Genomic DNA, 16,589 nt, shown 5'->3' on the forward strand with positions numbered 1-16,589 from the left:
GGGAAGAGGAGAGACGGAGCCTTCTCTTCAAAAGGTTTCGACCGGGGAGTGCTTGGCGTGATCCCGGGTCGGTTCGCTGGCTCTCTGGGGCGAGAGGGAGTCGACTCGTAGTCTGGCAACTTGGACGTCGAGGTCGACGAACCGTTCGAAAGAAAAGGGGAGTGGAGCAGCCAGCCGCCGGCGCAGGGTTTCAATTCGTCTTTCGGCCGGTGCACGGACGGCATCGGGCAAGCGGGCCAAGCGCTCGGCTGCTTCCCTAGCGAGCGAAGGCCGGTGGCAGACGAGCAAGAGATCGTTGCCGGCGCGAAGGGCGAGCTCGGCTGCTTCCGGCAGAGAGTATTGATTGGCGATCGCGCCCATATCGAGGTCATCGGTCACCACAAGTCCGGAATAGCCCCACTTCCGGCGGAGAATCCCCTCCACGACAGCCGGGGAAAGAGAGCTGGGAGCACCGGAAGAATCAAGGTTCGGACAGCGCACGTGGCCGACCATGAGCGAGTCGCACGCCGCAAGAAGCTCGCGAAAGGGCTTCCACTCCGTCGCCTCGAGTTCACGAAGAGTCCGGTCCAGAGTGGGGAGAGTTTGGTGCGGATCGACATGCACGAAGGTATATCCAGGAAAATGCTTGCCGCAGGAGAGAATTCCCTCAGCCTGCATGCCTTCCAAGAACGCGGAGGCAAAGCGGGATACTTCATCGGGACTCCGGCCATAGCATCGATTGCGGAGGGAGTTGTCCGCCTCTTCGTCGACGGCGAGATCCAGAACCGGCGCGAGGTTCCAGTTGAGTCCGAAAAGCCGGAAGAGCTGACCCGTAAGGGTCCCGTGCCGAAGAATGAGCGAGGAATCCCCTCGTTCGCGCAGATCGCGAGCACTGGGTGGTTCGTTTCCGATCCGCCGCAGCCGCGAGACGCGTCCTCCTTCCTGATCCATCGCGAGGAAGGGAGGAAAGGAGGAAAGCCCACGCAGTTCGTCGAGGAGAGCACGGAGCTGTTCGGCAGAGCGGAGATTCCGGGCGAAAAGAATAAAACCCGAAGGCCGAACGGCCTCGATGAGTTCCCGCGTGGCCAAATCGACTTCCGGGCCTGGTATCCCCAGGACGAGAAACTTCCCCCCGTCGGCTAACGAATGAGGCATGGGCTGTTGATCCTCCTATGGGAAACATTGCTCTTTGCGCATCCAGGGCGATAGATTGGAGGACGAAGCGTGGTTCGCCAGGAGGCTGTCGTCCGCCTCGGCTTTTCCGGTATGAGGAAACGGTTGCGCATCATCTACTCCGGTAGGGTTCAAGGTGTCGGGTTCCGAGCGACGGTGGCTCATCTCGCAAGAAACCTTCCCGTGGAAGGGGCGGTCTGGAACCGGCGGGATGGCCGAGTAGAACTGGTCGTCGAGGGAGAGGAAAGTGCGATTACGCAACTGCTCGAGGAGATAAGGGCGACTCACCTTGCTCCGCGAATCGAATCGTTCGACTCTGCTTGGGAAGAGCCCACGGGAAAGCTTCGCGGCTTTGTCATCCACTTGGAGGAAGAGTTCCTCTCAGGAGGCTGATTCCCCCTTTTCCGACAACTCTTTCCGGACCCTCCTGGCCGCTTCCACCATGTGACGCAAGGAGGGGACCACTTCCGCGGCATTCCTCGTCTTGAGTCCACAGTCGGGATTGACCCAAAGGGCAGCGGCGGGAAGTACCGTCAAGGCACGCCGAATCCCTTCGACGAGCTCCTCCACCGAGGGAATGCGCGGAGAATGGATGTCCCAGACCCCAGGCCCGATCTCGTTGGGATAACGGAAGTGAACGAAGGCGTGGAGCAGCTCCATGCTGGAGCGGCTGGCCTCGATCGAAATCACGTCGGCATCCAAAGCGGCGATTGCATCGATGATGTCGTTGAACTCCGAATAGCACATGTGCGTGTGGATGGTCGTCGAGTCGGCGACGACGCTCGCGCTAAGGCGGAAGGCCTCGACCGCCCAGGTGAGATAGGAGGGCCAATCGGCCCGTCGCAGCGGAAGCCCTTCCCGCAGGGCCGGTTCGTCGATTTGAATGGCCGAAAGGCCGGCTTTTTCCAAATCGGCAACCTCGTCGCGAATGGCAAGAGCGATCTGCCGGGCCGTGGTCGCACGGGGCTGATCGTCGCGAACGAAACTCCATTGGAGAATCGTGATCGGTCCGGTCAGCATTCCCTTCATCGGTTTTTGCGTCAGCGACTGAGCAAACTGCGACCAGCGGACGGTCATCGGCTTCGGACGGGAAACGTCGCCGAAGATAATGGGCGGCTTGGTGCAGCGCGAACCATAGCTCTGAACCCATCCGCCCTCCGTGAAGGCGAAACCGGCCAACTGCTCTCCGAAGTATTCCACCATGTCGTTGCGCTCGAATTCGCCATGCACGAGAACGTCGAGACCGACCTCTTCCTGCAGATCGACGACTCGCCGGATCTCTCCTTCCAGGAAGGACTCGTATTCCGCCGTCGTCAGCCCGCCTGCTCGCCATCGCGCTCGGGCCTTCCGCACTTCGGCGGTCTGGGGGAAAGAACCGATCGTGGTGGTGGGAAGCAGGGGCAGCGGATTTCGGGTTCGCTGCGCCTTTCTTCGCGCCGGATAGGCGCTCTTCCGCTGGAGATCCAGGGGGCCTACCGAACTCACCCGCTGCGCGACGGCGGAATCGTGTACCCGACTGCTCTGTCGACGAGACTCCAGGGCCTGCCGGTTTTCTTCGAGAGCCGGCAAGGCGACTGGATCTCGAAGGGCGAGCCGGGCCAAAAGGTCGACTTCGCGCAGTTTTTCGTAAGCGAAGGCAAGCCAGCTACGCAATTCCGGATCGAGGCGCTTTTCTCCTTCCAGGCTCACGGGGACGTGAAGCAGGGAGCAAGACGGTGCGACCCAGAGGCGGTCCGGACCTACGGCGGCGAGAGCGCGCTCGAGGGAGCGGAGTGATTCGGAAAAGTTGTTTCGCCAGACGTTTCGGCCGTCGACGACTCCCAACGACAAGATCATGTTGGGTGGAATCGTGTTCAGGACGCTTTCCAGCTCCGAGCCCCCCCGCGTTGCGTCCCAGTGCAGGGCGTCGACCGGCAGGGAGAAGGCTGCCTCGAGGTTATCCCGCAGCGGGCCGAAGTAGGTGGCTAAAAGCAGCTTGAGATTCGGGGCCGCCGACCGGAGTTCCTGGTAGGCAACGGTCAGAGCTTTCTGGAAGGAAGGTGAGAGATCGAGAACCAGCGCGGGTTCATCGATTTGAAGCCATTCACATCCCAACTCGGCAAATCGGCGGAGGATTTCCTGATAGACTGGGAGAAGGGCGGGAAGGAGGGTTGCGGCATCCCCGTTCCCTTCGACCTTGGAAAGCCGCAGGAAGCTGATCGGTCCCAGCAAGACCGGCTTCGCCGAAAATCCGGCCTGCCGGGCCTCGAGGAATTCGGTGAATGGTTTTTGAGAGGAAAGATGGAAGCTCTGACCCGGTTTGAGTTCCGGCACGATATAGTGGTAGTTCGTGTCGAACCACTTCGTCATCTCCATGGGAGCCAGGCCATGGGAGCCGTGCCCATGCTCGCGTTCCAGCAGGCCGCGCGCCATGGCGAAAAGCAGATCGACGGGAACCTCTTCGCCGAAGGAGCCGAATCGGGGAGGAACCGCCCCGAGGAGCGCCGAGGTGTCCAGGACATGGTCGTAGAGGCTGAAGTCGCCGGTCGGGATCCAACGGATCCCCGCGGCCTTTTGTCGGGTCCATGCCTGCCGGCGAAGGTCGGAGGCCGTCTGCAAGAGGGCATCGAGCGTCGCCTCTCCTTTCCAGTACGACTCGAGCGCCCGCTTGAGCTCGCGGTTGGGACCGATCCTGGGATAACCTAAGTTGTGGGTACACAGCTCCATGAGGATGGCCCTTAACAGAGCGGGTGGAGAAGCGCAAGGAAGGTTTTCGTTTCTTTGGGCGGGAAGAAGCGCGAAGGAAAGCATGGTCCTCCCGGGAAATCGGAGGCGCGAGGAACGATGAGCATTCGGGAGATCCGGGAGATACTGGCTCGGGAAGGGTTGCGGCCGCTTCGGCGGCTTGGTCAGAATTTTCTCCACGACCGGAACATGGCCCGTTGGATCGTCGACTCCGCCCTTGGAGGACTCTCTTTCCCTTGGCACATTTGGGAGGTCGGGCCTGGTTTGGGGGTTTTAACGCAGCTTCTCCTGGGGAAAGGGGCGGAGGTGCGAGCGATCGAAATCGACCGGGGCCTTGCGGGAATCCTGCGCGATCGCTTCCGGGGGGAGGATCGCTTTCATCTCTTCGAAGGGGATGTACTCCGGGCGGAATGGCCGGAACCCGCCTTGGACTGGGTGCTGGTCGGCAATCTTCCTTATTCGATTTCCGGACCGTTTCTCGCTTCCCTCTTCCGCCGTCGGGCTTCCTTCCGGCGCATCGTGGTGACGCTCCAGCTAGAGGTAGCCGAGCGGCTCGTGGCCACTCCGGGGCACTCCTCCTTCGGCAGCCTTTCCGTCATGGGACAGACCTCTTTTCGCATAGAGATCCGAAAGCGATTACCTCCGTCGGTATTCTATCCCATGCCGAAGGTCGACTCTGCGGTCGTCTGCCTGGAGCCGCTCGAGACGGTGCTGGTGTCCGGGGAGGATCGAGAAGGGTTCTGTGCCTTCGTGCGCCGGGGCTTTTTGCATCGTCGGAAATGCTTAGGGAAGAAGTTGGGATACGAGGAGAGAAGGCGTCCGGAGGAATTGGGTGTCGACGAATGGGTGGAGATCTGGCAATCGCTTCGAGGCTGAAGGGTGAAGCTCGGTCCTCAGTCCCTCCGCATCCGACTCCATGATCCTTGACGCCGTAGTTGAGTACGGAGTTAGGGTTGAGAGGATGAGGAAGGAGGCCGGAAAGGAGAAAGCCGTTTCGGAAGAGAAGAGAGGTCGCGGTGCGTTGGCGGCGGCGGGCCTCGCCGCCCTCCTCGCCTCGGGCTGCTGCCTTGGACCGCTGGTGCTGGTGGCGCTTGGTTTCTCCAGTGCCTGGATCGGCAACTTGACCGTGCTGGAGCCGTATCGGCCGATCTTCATCGGCATGGCTCTGGTGGCGCTTTTCTTTGCCTGGCGGGCCATCTTCGGTTCGGGAGCCTCCTGTAAGGCCGAGGAAGTTTGCGCGGCACCGCGTGCCACTAAGGTCTACAAGATCCTCTTTTGGCTCGTGGCCGCCCTTGTTTTGGTTGCCCTCGGGTTTCCTTACGTTCTGCCGCTCCTTCCATGAAAAGGAGATGAAGATGAACCTCGAAATGAATAAGAAAATGCTGATCGCCATCGCCTCCTTGGCCGTAGTCATGATTTCCCTGGCCTGGGCGTCGACGCAGAGCACGACGATGTATATCCCCGGGATGTCCTGCGGGGCCTGCCCGACGACAGTGCGTACCGCTCTCAAACGGGTGCCCGGCGTGGAAAAAGTGGCCGTCGATCCAGCTAAAAAGAGCGTGACCGTCACCTACGACGATCAAAAGACTAACGTGGACGGGCTGAAACGAGCGGCCAAGAATGCAGGTTACCCTGCCGCCGACACGGAGAAGAAATGACCGACTCGGTGGCTCCTTCCCTCCGCCTCACCCTCCCAATCGAAGGGATGAGTTGCGACTTGTGTGCCGAGCGGATACGGCAGGCTTTGGAAAAGGTGCCTGGTGTCCGCTCGGTGTCGGTCTCCTATCCGCAGCAACGGGCGGAAGTTGTGGCGGATGGAGCGGAGACTCGGCAAGCATTGATGGCCGCAGTGGCCAGCCTCGGATACCGGGCGGGAACTTTGAGCGTGGCAGTGATCGGAAGCGGGAGCGCGGCGATGGCGGCGGCTCGGAAAGCGGTCGAGCGAGGGGCGCACGTCACGCTGATTGAGCGCGCCACCATCGGCGGCACCTGCGTCAACATTGGCTGCGTGCCTTCGAAGATTATGATTCAGACCGCCCGGATCGCTCACGTCCGCCGCGAAAGCCCGTTTGACGAGGGCCTGCCACCCACCCCGGCGGTGGTCATGCGAGAACGGCTGCTGGCTCAACAGCAAGGGCGGGTCGAGGAACTGCGCCACGCCAAATACGAAAGCATCCTGGCCGACAATCCGGCCATCCGGGTGCTGCATGGCGAAGCGCGCTTCCAGGACGGTCACAGCTTGATCGTTCGACTCAACGAAGGCGGTGAGCAGATGGTGACGTTCGATCGCTGCCTGATCGCCACCGGGGCGAGTCCAGCGGTGCCGCCCATCCCCGGCCTCCGGGACACACCGTACTGGACCTCGACCGAGGCGCTGGCGACCGACACCTTCCCCGAGCGTCTGGCCATAATCGGCTCGTCGGTGGTGGCGGTGGAGTTGGCTCAAGCCTTTGCCCGTTTGGGTAGCCGGGTGACCATCCTTGCTCGCCACACGCTGCTCTTTCGTGAGGACCCGGCCATCGGCGAGGCGCTGAGCGCCGTTTTCCGAGACGAAGGCATCGAGGTGCGGGAGCATACCCAGGCGAGCCAGGTTGCCTATAGGAACGACGAGTTCGTGCTCACGCTTCCCGATGGCGAACTGGTCGCTGACCGGCTGCTGATCACGACCGGCCGCAAACCGAACACAGAGAGGCTCAACCTGGAGGCGGCCGGCGTGGCTCGGAATTCACAAGCGGCCATCGTCATCGATGCCAGCATGCGCACCAGTGCCCCAGGCATCTACGCGGCCGGCGACTGCACCGACCGGCCGCAGTTCGTCTACGTGGCGGCCGCCGCCGGAACCCGCGCGGCGATCCATATGACGGGTGGGGACGCGTCGCTGGACCTCACTGCCATGCCGGTCGTGGTGTTTACCGATCCACAGGTCGCCACCGTGGGTCTAAGCGAACAGGAAGCTTATGTCGCCGGCATCGAGACCGACAGCCGCACGCTTACCCTCGACAACGTGCCGCGCGCCCTCGTCAACTTCGACACACGGGGTTTCATCAAGCTCGTGATCGAGGAAGACTCTCGCCGGCTGATCGGCGTGCAAGCGGTGGCGCCGGAAGCCGGGGAGTTGATCCAGGCGGCGGCGCTGGCGATCCACCACAGAATGACCGCGGAGGAGCTGGCGGAGCAGCTCTTCCCGTACCTGACCATGGTCGAGGGGCTGAAGCTTGCCGCGCAGGCGTTTCGCCAGGACGTAAAGCAGTTGTCCTGCTGCGCCGGCTAAAGTTGGGGAAGATGAGCGCGAATCCGTCCGAACGACAGTGCTTCACCGGCTAGCTGTGGGCGGCACTGGCCGTGATGACCTGCCCTTGCCATTTGCCGATCCTGGCCCTTGCTTTGGCGGGAACGACCTTTGGTGCATTTCTCTGGGATCACGAGGGGATCGCCGCACTCGGATTGAGCGGCCTCTTTCTGCTCTGCGTGCTGCAGGCATGGCGAGCGTTCCGCAGAGGATCGTAATCTCTCCGCCGGTGGGGAACGGCGACAGGCGAAGAGTCAATCTTTTGGTTTGACCCTAAGCCTGCAAAGGTTTATGGGAAAAGTGAGGTTATGACGATGCTGACGTTAGTAGGCAAGCTAGCAACCTCCTAGGGAGGTGCTGGTTCGGTAGCGTCGGCGTCCAGATCGACTTCCCGTTTCTCCCTCTTCTCTGAGTGGGTTTTTTGTTTATGGAACAGGCCAATGTCCCCGTGAAGGAACCGGAGGTATCCATGCGGCACACCATCTCGGTGCTGGTGGCGAACCGGTTCGGCGTGCTGACCCGAGTCGCGGGCTTATTTAGTGGACGGGGATATAATATCGACACCTTGAATGTCGGTCCGACACACGATGAGAAGGTTTCGCGAATGACGATCGTCGTCAAAGGGGACGACAAGGTTTTGGATCAGGTTACCCGACAGCTCAATAAGCTGGTGGATGTGATCGCGGTGCAGGATTTTCGAGAGGGCGAATACATCGATCGTCAACTGATCCTGGTCAAGGTCAAAAGCACCGAGCGCTCTCGGGCCGAGCTCATGCAGATTTGTGACATCTTTCGCGCGAAGATCGTGAACGTGGAGCCTGGGGATTTAACCATTGAGATCACCGGTGACCAGAGCAAGGTGGAGAAGTTTCTTTACCTGATGGGGGCGTTCGGGATTCTGGACATCTCCCGAACGGGCAAGATTGCTCTGCCGCGGCAAGGAAAATACGACGGGGGGGCTTAGGAATTTTATGGCTGCACAGATCTATACGGAAAAAGAGGCGAGTCTCGCGCCGTTGCAGGGGCGAGTGTTTGGGGTCATTGGGTTCGGATCGCAGGGCCACGCGCATGCGCTCAATCTGCGCGACTCCGGAGTCGAGGTCATCGTGGGTCTTCCGGAGAAGAGCCGTTCAGTGGGTGTTGCGCAGGAACTGGGTTTCGCGGTCCAGCGGAGCGCAGAGGTGGCAGCGAGAGCTGACGTGCTCTTCCTCGCGACGCCCGATCTCGTGATTCCCCATTTATTCGCGACCGAGATCGCTCCGCATCTCCGCCCAGGGCAGACGCTGGGCTTTGCTCACGGTTTTGCTGTCCACTACCGGACGATTGCTCCGCCGGAAAACGTGGATGTCATTCTGGTTGCTCCCAAGGGTCCCGGCCACTTGGTGCGCCGGGAGTTCACCTTGGGGAGAGGGGTTCCCGCCCTGGTTGCCGTCGGCCAGAACCCCTCCGGGAACGCGTTGGCAACTGGACTCGCTTGGGCCGCCGGCATCGGAGCGACGCGAGCCGGGGTGATCGAGACGACCTTCCGTGAGGAGACGGAGACCGATCTCTTCGGGGAGCAGGCGGTGCTCTGCGGCGGAGTCACGGCGCTGGTGCAGGCGGGCTTTGAAACCCTGGTCAACGCCGGATACCAGCCGGAAATGGCCTACTTCGAATGCCTCCACGAGTTGAAGCTGATCGTGGACCTGATGCAGGAAGCGGGGATCTCGGGAATGCGTTTCTCGATCTCCGAGACCGCGAAGTGGGGCGATGTCACGGTCGGTCCGCAAATCATCGACGAGCATGTGCGCGAAACGATGCGGAAGGTCCTAGGCCGCATCCAGGACGGAAGCTTCGCGCGGGAATGGATCGCAGAGACCGAAGGCGGGAAGAAGCGTTATAAGGAACTGTTGCAACAAGGGGCGGATCATCCGATCGAAAAGGTGGGCGCGCGAATGCGCTCCCTCATGCCGTGGTTGAAAAAGCGGGATGTCTCGGGAGCACAGGCGGCCTTCGAGGCGGGTGGCGGAAAGCCGATCTAGATGAAATCTTCCAATCGAGTGATCGTCTTCGACACGACATTGCGGGATGGAGAGCAGTGTCCCGGAGCAAGCATGGCGCCTCGGCAGAAGCTCGAGGTCGCGCGGCAGTTGGCGCGGCTGGGCGTGGATGTGATCGAGGCGGGCTTTCCGGTGATCAGCCAAGGCGACTTCGCCTCGGTTCGGGAAATCGCCGAGCAGATCGACGGGCCAAAGATCTGCGGACTGGCTCGTTGTCTTCCCGGAGATATCCAGGCGGCGGGAGAAGCGCTGCGGCCAGCCGGCAAGCGCGGTCGGATCCATGTTTTCCTGGCGACCTCTACCATTCACCGCGAGCACAAGCTGGTGAAGAGCCGGGAGGAGATTATCCGTCTCGCCGTCGAGGCGATTCGCCATGCTCGCAGCTTTGTGGAGGATGTCGAATTTTCTCCGGAGGATGCGACACGGACGGAGCCCGATTTTCTGCTTCGGATCGTGACGGAGGCCATCGCCGCAGGAGCGACGACGATCAACATCCCCGACACGGTGGGGTACACGACGCCCGGAGAGTTTGCGGAGCGGATCCGGATGCTTCGGGAAGGGGTTTCCAACCTCGGGGAAGCCGTATTGAGCGTCCATTGCCACGACGACCTCGGCTTGGCGGTCGCCAATTCTCTGGCTGCGATTCAGGCCGGAGCGCGACAGGTCGAAGGAACGATCAACGGGATCGGAGAGCGAGCGGGCAATGCCGCGCTCGAGGAGATCGTGATGGCGCTCCAGACGCGCCGTGATGTTTTCGGCGGGCTCGAAACGGGCATTCATGCCAAGGAGATCGTTCGGACCAGCCGATTGGTGGCTCGCATGTCGGGTCTCCACGTCCAACGGAACAAGGCGGTGGTCGGAGAAAACGCGTTTGCGCATAGCGCCGGCATTCATCAGGACGGGGTGCTCAAAAAGAGGGAAACCTACGAGATCATGGATCCGATGGCGATCGGGTGGGGCGAGACCGAACTGCCTCTGACCAAGCATAGCGGAAGGGCCGCTTTGGAAAAGAGGCTCATCGCCCTTGGGTTCGGGCTGAGCCGGGAGGAGATCGAAGCGCTTTTCGGGAAATTCAAGGAGATCGGAGACAAGAAGAAATTTGTCTACGACGATGATCTGGTCGCGCTCGCTGAAGGACAGATCACGCGGATCCAGGAGACCTTCGAGCTCGTCTACTGGACCGTCTCGACGGCGTTCCACGGAGTTCCCACCGCCGCAGTCCGCTTGCGCAAGGGAGACGAGGTCTTGACCGACGCTGGTGTCGGCGGTGGCTCGGTAGACGCAGCGATGAAGGCGATCGATCGGATCAGCGGACGGCACGGACACCTGGTCGAGTATAGCGTGGAAGCGGTTACCGAGGGAAAGGATGCGATCGGCGAGGTGACCGTACGGGTCGACTTCGGCGAAGGGAGGCTCCTCACCGGGAAAGCGGCGTCGACCGACGTAGTCGAGGCGAGTGTCCGGGCCTATCTCAATGCGGTCAACCGCTCCTTTCTCTCCCGGGGTGACGCTCCGACGAAGGCACAGACTGCCTCGTCCCGGGGAGGCGACGTCGATCCAAAGACAAGCGTGCCGATCGCGGCCGCTCCTTAGCCTGCCTAGTCCCCAGCGTTCTCCTGCGGTTTGCGAACTGGACCCGGCTGCTTCGTTGGGACTGGCGTTTTGGCTCTCTTCGCAGGTTGTCGTCAACCAGCTTCGGAGGAAAACCTGCGCTCCGGCCTTGCCTCTAAGTCCATCGCGGCCGGCGCCTCCCAACTTCGTGAGAGATGCAGGCTAAAAAAGAGGCACGGAAGGGGAGATGGGGGAAGGAGGGGGAGGCTCCGGCAGCATAAGAGTAAGAAGCTCGTGGAAGGTCACGAAGACCATCAGAAACAGATACCCGATCACAATGATCAGGATCAGGCTCATCGTCAGGTCTCTGCGGTGGTGAGCGCGAAGCGGATCGTGGGATTCGCCGATTTCTGGCGGCCTTACGCGGTGTAATTTCGCCACCATATTACCATTAATGCACCGTCCTGACTTAATTGCAAAGACATTTAACGGTGCATAAGCGGAGTTTTCCGGGACCGACGAGGCGGCGGCTATCCCGTATTTCGCAGCCCGGCGCTAATCCCGTTCACCGTCAGTTGGATCACCCGGCGCAGAGCATGCTCCTCTTCGTCGTGTCCCGCCTCGAGTGAGCGAAGGCGGCGGATCATCTCGACTTGGATATAATTGAGCGGATCGACGTAGGGATTCCGCAGCCGGATCGAACGCTGCAGCACCGGTTCGCGATCGAGCAAGGTGGCGACCTGGGAGATCGCCAGTACGGAAGAGACGGAACGGTCGTATTCGGCCCGAATCTTCGAAAAGACTCGCTCGCGGATTTCCGAATCGCGCACCAGCGATGCGTAGCGAGCGGCAATGCTCATGTCCGCCTTGGCTAGGGATTGCTGCGCATTGTCCAAGGTGGTGCGAAAGAAAGGCCATTCCTCATACATTTCGCGAAGCAGCCCGAGCGCCTCGGAGGAGCGCTCGCAAAAGGAGGCCAAGGCGCCCATGCCATACCATGCGGGCAAGACAAAGCGGCTCTGAATCCAAGAGAAAACCCATGGAATGGCCCGCAGCTCTTCGAGGCTGTCGATACGGGAGCGAACGGCGGGCCGGGAGCCGAGGTTGAGTTGACGCAGTTCGTCGATCGGAGTCGCCTCCCGCCAAAATTGCAGAAAATCGGGATCCTCGCGTATGAGCCCGTGATAAAAGAGCACGCTTTGCGCCGCGATCTCGTCCATCGCGTCGACCCAACGAGCGGGGATAGGCGACGGGGCCCGAGAGGCATGGGTTCCGACCAGAGCTCCGTAGGAGATCTGCTGGAGGATGCGAAAGGCGATGTCCGGATCGTGGTAGCGCGTGGAGAGCACTTCGCCTTGTTCGGTGATGCGAACCTTGCCTTCAATGAGCCCGCACGGCTGAGCAAGAATGGCTTGCGCCGCCGGCCCTCCTCCTCGGGCGATCGTGCCCCCGCGACCGTGAAAGAGTGCGGGGATCACTCCATGTTGGTGGCAAACTTCGATGATGGCATCCTGCGCCTTGTAGAGCGCCCAGCTCGCGGCGAGATATCCGCAGTCCTTGTTGCTGTCGGAATAGCCCAACATCACGATCTGCTCGTTCCCCTGCTGCTCGAGGTGCAACCGATAAGCCGGATGGGTAAACAGGTTCCGGAGGATCGCGGGGGCCGCGGCGAGATCATCCAGAGTCTCCACTAGAGGCGCGATGGCGAGATCGACCTGTGCGATGCGGCAGAGAAGAAGCACTTCCAGGACATCCGAGAGCTCTCGGGTCATGCTGATCACATAGGCGCCCATGCACTCTTTCCCGTAGAGTGCCCGAGCCCGCGAGACGGTGAAAAGGGCGCCCAGGACATCGTGGCCTGCCCCGCGACAGCGCTCCCAGAGCGTTCGGAGGTCGGAAGGCGGAGGTCGTTGGAGGAGAGAGGAGAGAACGGCTTGCCTTTCTGCTTCGCCCAGGTGGGTGTAGCTCTCGACGCGGCCGAGGAGTGGCAAAAGCTCGTCGAGCGTTTCTTCATGAACACGGGAGTGTTGCCGGAGGTCGAGTGGTGCCGTGTGCAGGCCGAAAGTGTTGAGTTCCCGGCGGAGTCGCAGGAGGTCGCCGTCGGCCAGCAGGGGCGCGCAACCTTTCCCGAGCGTTTCGGCGATGGAGTCGAATTCGCGCGAAAGGCTGCCTAGCGTGAGATCGGGCTCCGGCAAGGGGCTGAAGAAATCGAGCAGGGCGGAGGGAAGGGTGCGGTCGCGTGCCTCGAGCACTTCCTCACCAAGCGCCGCCAACAGCAGGCGATAGGGTTCGTTCGGATAGCGGAGAGCCAGATGGCTGCGATCCAGGATGCGGTGTTCGCGTTGCGAGAACTGATCGAGCAGATGGGACGCGGACGGATCCCGCCGGGTGGAAATGGTCAAAAAACGAGAGAGTCGATTCAGCGTATCGGCGATCTTTGCCAGAGCGAGTCTGCGATGCAGAACGAGGCTTTCCGCGGTCACCTCGAAGGTGACCGATGGGTGACCGTCTCGATCTCCCCCGATCCAGGAGCCGAACGAGATCCAGTGCTGCGGCGGCCGTACGGTCGGATAGTGCCGCGACAAGGATCTTTCCATCTCTGCCTGAAGATCGGGAAGAACCTCCCAGAGCGTAGAATCGAAGAACCAGAGTCCGGTCCGAACCTCGTCCAGGACCTGCGGCCGTTCGGTGCGGTTGCGATCCGTAAGCCATAGAGAGGCGATCTCTCGCTCCAGGGTGGCAGACCAATCCGCCCTTTGGGCGGGAGCGCCTTCCTCTTGCTCACGAAGCAGTCGCGCTAGTCGGCTCAGTTTCTCGAGGATGGTGCGACGCTTGGCTTCCGTGGGGTGGGCTGTCACCACGAGGGTGATCTGAAGCTTGTCGACGATCCTCTGGATCTCTTCCGGCTCGACTCCCTTGGTCTTGAGCTCTACGAAGGCTGCCTCGATCGAGGTACGCGGGAATGCGCCGGATTCCAGCTGCCGCCGCCGGCGGCTTCGTAGCAGATGAATCCGATAATCTTCCTCAGCAAGATTCACTAGTTCGAAGTAGCTGGTGAAAGCCATGGCGATTTCATAGGCGAGCGGCGCAGAAAGTCGGCCTACCGCCTCGGCGAGGGAGTCGGAGGCGCTCGTTTCTCCCGCCCGACTCGCCTTGGCGAGGGATCGGATCTCCTCCTCGACCGAAAGCACCTCTTCTCCCTCCAGATTGGAAATCACGCGGCCCAAAGCATCTCCGAGGAGGTGGATCGCTCGGGAGAGGCGGTCGAAATCGTGGTCGGACGGCGGAGGAGTCGCTCTCATGGGACAGTAGAAATCGAAGGAGTCTACACGCTTTTTCGTCCATGCCAAACCGAAGCATTGCTTCCTCAGGCGGTTTGCGCGGAGGGCATCCAGATATGCTCAGACGTTTTCTTATGGCCGGATTCCCACAGCGAGGGGTAAGCTCTACTGCCGGTCAATAGGGAAGTGAACACACGGGGTCAGATCCTCCGCAGAAGCGGGAACGAAACGAGAGCCGAAGAGGGGCGGGCTGGTCGACCGGAAACCGAGTGGCCGGCGGACGAGGAGCGGGAGATTCGGAGCTTCCTCGCCGCTCTTCGGAACCAGAAAGGGTATTCTTCCTTCACTATTCGGAATTACGGTCAAGCCTTGCGGGAGTTTGCCGGCCGTCGGAAAGGGAAGTCCTGGTGGACGGTGGAGCCGCAGGAGTTGCGCGACTATCTTTACGAGCTCTGTCGCCGACCGGAGCTGGGAGCGGCTTCCATCCGCGTGCGGTTTGCGGCGCTTCGCTCGTTCTTTGCCCGAGCAGTCAGACAGAAACAGATGGCGGACAACCCGGCTCGCGCGATGAGGCTCCCTCGGCTGGCCCGGCGTCTGCCAATCTTCTTCACGGAGGAGCAAGTCTTGTGGTTTCTGGAGGCGCCGCGAAGAAAGTGGGCGGAACGAAACCAACGGCGATCGGTTCGCGGTCCGGCGTGGAAGGAATGGCAGATGTGGCGGGATAAGGCTTGGCTTGAGGTGCTCTATGGTGCCGGACTGCGCCTCCGAGAATTGACAGGATTGCGTCGCAAGGACTTCGACCCAGAGCAGCAGTTGGTCCGCGTGCTGGGAAAGGGCGGCAAGGAGCGCCTCTGCCCGCTGGGCCCCGCCGCCACCGAGGCGATCCTCCGGTATGGGGAGCTTTGTCCCTATCAGGCCGATGCGCTCTTTGTTTCTGGGCGGGGGAAACCTCTCTCTCCTCGCTTTATCGAATCGGCGTTTCGGCTCTATCTGACGGAATCGGGCCTGGAGGGTGAGTTTAGCCCGCACAAGCTGCGGCATAGCTTTGCCACGCACCTGCTCAATCACGGAGCCGATCTGCGGAGCGTGCAGGAACTGCTGGGTCACGCACGCCTTTCGACGACTCAGATTTATACGGGGGTGTCCACCCAGCGGTTGCAGGAAGTCTATCGAGCGGCCCATCCCCGGGCCTAGCCTACATGTCTCCCAAGCCTTTTTCCTCGGCGGGCCGAGCGTGCCCGGTTGACGCACTCTCGTGAAAGTTCCTCTGCTACGTTGGTGTTACCGGGTGACCTTCCCGGTGATTGCCGGTCTAATCAGTCCGTATTATGTCCACCGACTCTCCAAGCGGGGAAGCCCCCGAGAGGGGCTCTCCGAACGGATGGCGTTCTATGCGCCTTCGACCCGAGAGATGGTCGGCAGTGGGGTGGACCTCTGGATCCACGCTGTGAGCGTGGGAGAAGTGCTTGTGGCGCTTGCGCTGCTACGGGAGTTGAGGCGGAAGTCTCCCGAGCTCCGAGTCGCCTTGACGGTGACGACGATCACGGGACGGAGAGTGGCGATGAGCGCTGCAGATCCAGGAACCATCGTTCTCTGGAGCCCAGTCGACTTCTCCGGCGTCGTGAGGCGGGCATTCGCGCTGTTGCGTCCTCGGGCTCTGATCCTCGTGGAGACAGAGGTTTGGCCCAACTATCTCTGGGAAGCGAAGAGGCGCCGAGTTCCGGTGTTTTTACTCAACGCGCGGCTTTCGCCTCGGACGGAGCGTTGGTATCGACGCTTCCCTGAGATCTTCCGACCGATTTTGCGCGGACTTTCCTTGGTATTGGCTCAGGCTCCCGAGGACGTGGATCGCTTGATCGGAGCCGGTTTTCCGCCGGAGGCGATCTTTGTGACGGGCAATCTCAAGTACGATGTCGCCAACCTGGGGAGTGGTGGGGAGGCCCTTCCCTGCGCCTGGTGGGAGTGGTGCGGATGGCCTGTCGACGCTCTCATTTTGTTGGCGGGCAGCACGCATCCGGGCGAAGAGGAGGTCATGGTCGATCTCTATCGTGAGTCGCGGCATCGCCATCCGAAGTTGCGCCTGATTCTTGCGCCGAGACATGTGGAGAGGAGTGCGGAAATCCGGGCGCTCTGTCGGAAATCCGGATTATCCGTCGTGTCGCGCACGGAATTAGGGAAGGGCATGGTGCAGGATGTGCCTTCAGACGTGCTGCTTCTGGATACGACGGGAGAACTACGTTTCCTCTATGAGAAAGCAACCATTGTCTTTATCGGGAAGAGCCTCCGCGCCCACGGCGGGCAAAATTTTTTGGAGGCTGCTTCCGCCGGAAAGCCGATTCTCGTCGGTCCGAACATGCAGAATTTCGAAATGCTGGTTCGGGAGTTCCGGCGGGAGAGAGCCATTCTCCAAGCAGGCGATCGGGCGGAGCTAGGCGCTCTCCTAGAAGAGCTTCTCACCTCCGAGGCGATGCGATCGGAATTCGGAAAGAGAGCGCGCGCAGTCTTTTCGAAGAATGTGGGTGCCGCCGCCCGCGCAGCGGGAGACATCTTGGG

General features: G+C 61.2%; 15 protein-coding genes. 12 read left to right on the forward strand and 3 right to left on the reverse strand.

All coding sequences use genetic code 11. From position 1 onward, the window contains the following. Positions 1–27: 27 nt before the first annotated feature. Entirely contained in the window at positions 28–1,134 is a 1,107-nt protein-coding gene (locus MAMT_RS05805; RefSeq protein ID WP_142660037.1) for a glycoside hydrolase family 3 N-terminal domain-containing protein, read from the reverse strand. A 69-nt stretch (positions 1,135–1,203) separates the two neighbouring features. On the opposite strand from MAMT_RS05805, the gene MAMT_RS05810 reads away from it, so the two are divergent. Continuing rightward, positions 1,204–1,545, forward strand: coding sequence for an acylphosphatase (locus tag MAMT_RS05810; protein WP_142660038.1), 342 nt, complete (start codon positions 1,204–1,206; stop codon positions 1,543–1,545). Here MAMT_RS05810 and metE read toward each other — a convergent pair. Then, positions 1,534–3,858, reverse strand: a complete 2,325-nt coding sequence (gene metE, locus MAMT_RS05815; protein ID WP_142660039.1) for a 5-methyltetrahydropteroyltriglutamate--homocysteine S-methyltransferase — start codon at positions 3,856–3,858, stop codon at positions 1,534–1,536. The genes MAMT_RS05810 and metE overlap by 12 nt on opposite strands. Positions 3,859–3,975: 117 nt before the next feature. On the opposite strand from metE, the gene rsmA reads away from it, so the two are divergent. From rsmA to MAMT_RS11335, 9 genes are all read left to right on the forward strand, one after another. Beyond that, positions 3,976–4,752 (forward strand): 16S rRNA (adenine(1518)-N(6)/adenine(1519)-N(6))-dimethyltransferase RsmA, encoded by a 777-nt coding sequence (rsmA, locus tag MAMT_RS05820; protein ID WP_142660040.1) that lies wholly within the window; start codon positions 3,976–3,978, stop codon positions 4,750–4,752. Between the two features lie 85 nt (positions 4,753–4,837). Then, positions 4,838–5,218, forward strand: a complete 381-nt coding sequence (gene merT, locus MAMT_RS05825) for a mercuric ion transporter MerT (protein ID WP_142660041.1) — start codon at positions 4,838–4,840, stop codon at positions 5,216–5,218. Between the two features lie 7 nt (positions 5,219–5,225). Then, entirely contained in the window at positions 5,226–5,534 is a 309-nt protein-coding gene (gene merP / locus MAMT_RS05830) for a mercury resistance system periplasmic binding protein MerP (protein WP_246186558.1), read from the forward strand. Further along, the gene (merA, locus tag MAMT_RS05835; protein ID WP_142660042.1) at positions 5,531–7,147 is read left to right on the forward strand and encodes a mercury(II) reductase; all 1,617 of its coding nucleotides are present in this window, start codon (positions 5,531–5,533) and stop codon (positions 7,145–7,147) included. The genes merP and merA overlap by 4 nt, the downstream gene beginning before the upstream one ends. A gap of 53 nt (positions 7,148–7,200) precedes the next feature. Then, positions 7,201–7,383, forward strand: coding sequence for a broad-spectrum mercury transporter MerE (gene merE / locus MAMT_RS05840; RefSeq protein ID WP_246186560.1), 183 nt, complete (start codon positions 7,201–7,203; stop codon positions 7,381–7,383). 251 nt (positions 7,384–7,634) lie between these two features. Then, positions 7,635–8,129 carry an acetolactate synthase small subunit gene (ilvN, locus tag MAMT_RS05845; protein WP_142660043.1) on the forward strand — a complete coding sequence of 165 codons (495 nt, stop codon included), beginning with the start codon at positions 7,635–7,637 and terminating at the stop codon, positions 8,127–8,129. A gap of 7 nt (positions 8,130–8,136) precedes the next feature. Then, positions 8,137–9,186 carry a ketol-acid reductoisomerase gene (gene ilvC, locus MAMT_RS05850; RefSeq protein ID WP_142660044.1) on the forward strand — a complete coding sequence of 350 codons (1,050 nt, stop codon included), beginning with the start codon at positions 8,137–8,139 and terminating at the stop codon, positions 9,184–9,186. Beyond that, positions 9,187–10,797, forward strand: a complete 1,611-nt coding sequence (locus MAMT_RS05855; RefSeq protein WP_142660045.1) for a 2-isopropylmalate synthase — start codon at positions 9,187–9,189, stop codon at positions 10,795–10,797. 252 nt (positions 10,798–11,049) lie between these two features. Beyond that, positions 11,050–11,187, forward strand: a complete 138-nt coding sequence (locus tag MAMT_RS11335; RefSeq protein ID WP_178086937.1) for a hypothetical protein — start codon at positions 11,050–11,052, stop codon at positions 11,185–11,187. 98 nt (positions 11,188–11,285) lie between these two features. Here MAMT_RS11335 and ppc read toward each other — a convergent pair whose 3' ends face one another. Next, complete coding sequence (ppc, locus tag MAMT_RS05860) at positions 11,286–14,057, reverse strand: phosphoenolpyruvate carboxylase (RefSeq protein WP_142660046.1); 2,772 nt, start codon at positions 14,055–14,057, stop codon at positions 11,286–11,288. Between the two features lie 165 nt (positions 14,058–14,222). On the opposite strand from ppc, the gene MAMT_RS05865 reads away from it, so the two are divergent. Continuing rightward, positions 14,223–15,230, forward strand: a complete 1,008-nt coding sequence (locus MAMT_RS05865) for a tyrosine recombinase XerC (protein ID WP_246186559.1) — start codon at positions 14,223–14,225, stop codon at positions 15,228–15,230. A gap of 61 nt (positions 15,231–15,291) precedes the next feature. After that, a partial coding sequence (locus tag MAMT_RS05870) for a 3-deoxy-D-manno-octulosonic acid transferase (RefSeq protein WP_142660047.1) occupies positions 15,292–16,589 on the forward strand: 1,298 nt, incomplete at its 3' end.

The sequence above is a fragment of the Methylacidimicrobium tartarophylax genome (assembly GCF_902143375.2).
Classification (GTDB): domain Bacteria; phylum Verrucomicrobiota; class Verrucomicrobiia; order Methylacidiphilales; family Methylacidiphilaceae; genus Methylacidimicrobium; species Methylacidimicrobium tartarophylax.

Coding starts and splice junctions, on each gene's coding strand:
- MAMT_RS05805 (WP_142660037.1), bottom strand. CDS start 1,134: ATGCCTCATTCGTTAGCCGACGGGGGGAAGTTTCTCGTCCTGGGGATA.
- metE (WP_142660039.1), bottom strand. CDS start 3,858: ATGGAGCTGTGTACCCACAACTTAGGTTATCCCAGGATCGGTCCCAAC.
- rsmA (WP_142660040.1), top strand. CDS start 3,976: ATGAGCATTCGGGAGATCCGGGAGATACTGGCTCGGGAAGGGTTGCGG.
- merT (WP_142660041.1), top strand. CDS start 4,838: ATGAGGAAGGAGGCCGGAAAGGAGAAAGCCGTTTCGGAAGAGAAGAGA.
- merP (WP_246186558.1), top strand. CDS start 5,226: ATGAAGATGAACCTCGAAATGAATAAGAAAATGCTGATCGCCATCGCC.
- merA (WP_142660042.1), top strand. CDS start 5,531: ATGACCGACTCGGTGGCTCCTTCCCTCCGCCTCACCCTCCCAATCGAA.
- ilvN (WP_142660043.1), top strand. CDS start 7,635: ATGCGGCACACCATCTCGGTGCTGGTGGCGAACCGGTTCGGCGTGCTG.
- ilvC (WP_142660044.1), top strand. CDS start 8,137: ATGGCTGCACAGATCTATACGGAAAAAGAGGCGAGTCTCGCGCCGTTG.
- MAMT_RS05855 (WP_142660045.1), top strand. CDS start 9,187: ATGAAATCTTCCAATCGAGTGATCGTCTTCGACACGACATTGCGGGAT.
- ppc (WP_142660046.1), bottom strand. CDS start 14,057: ATGAGAGCGACTCCTCCGCCGTCCGACCACGATTTCGACCGCCTCTCC.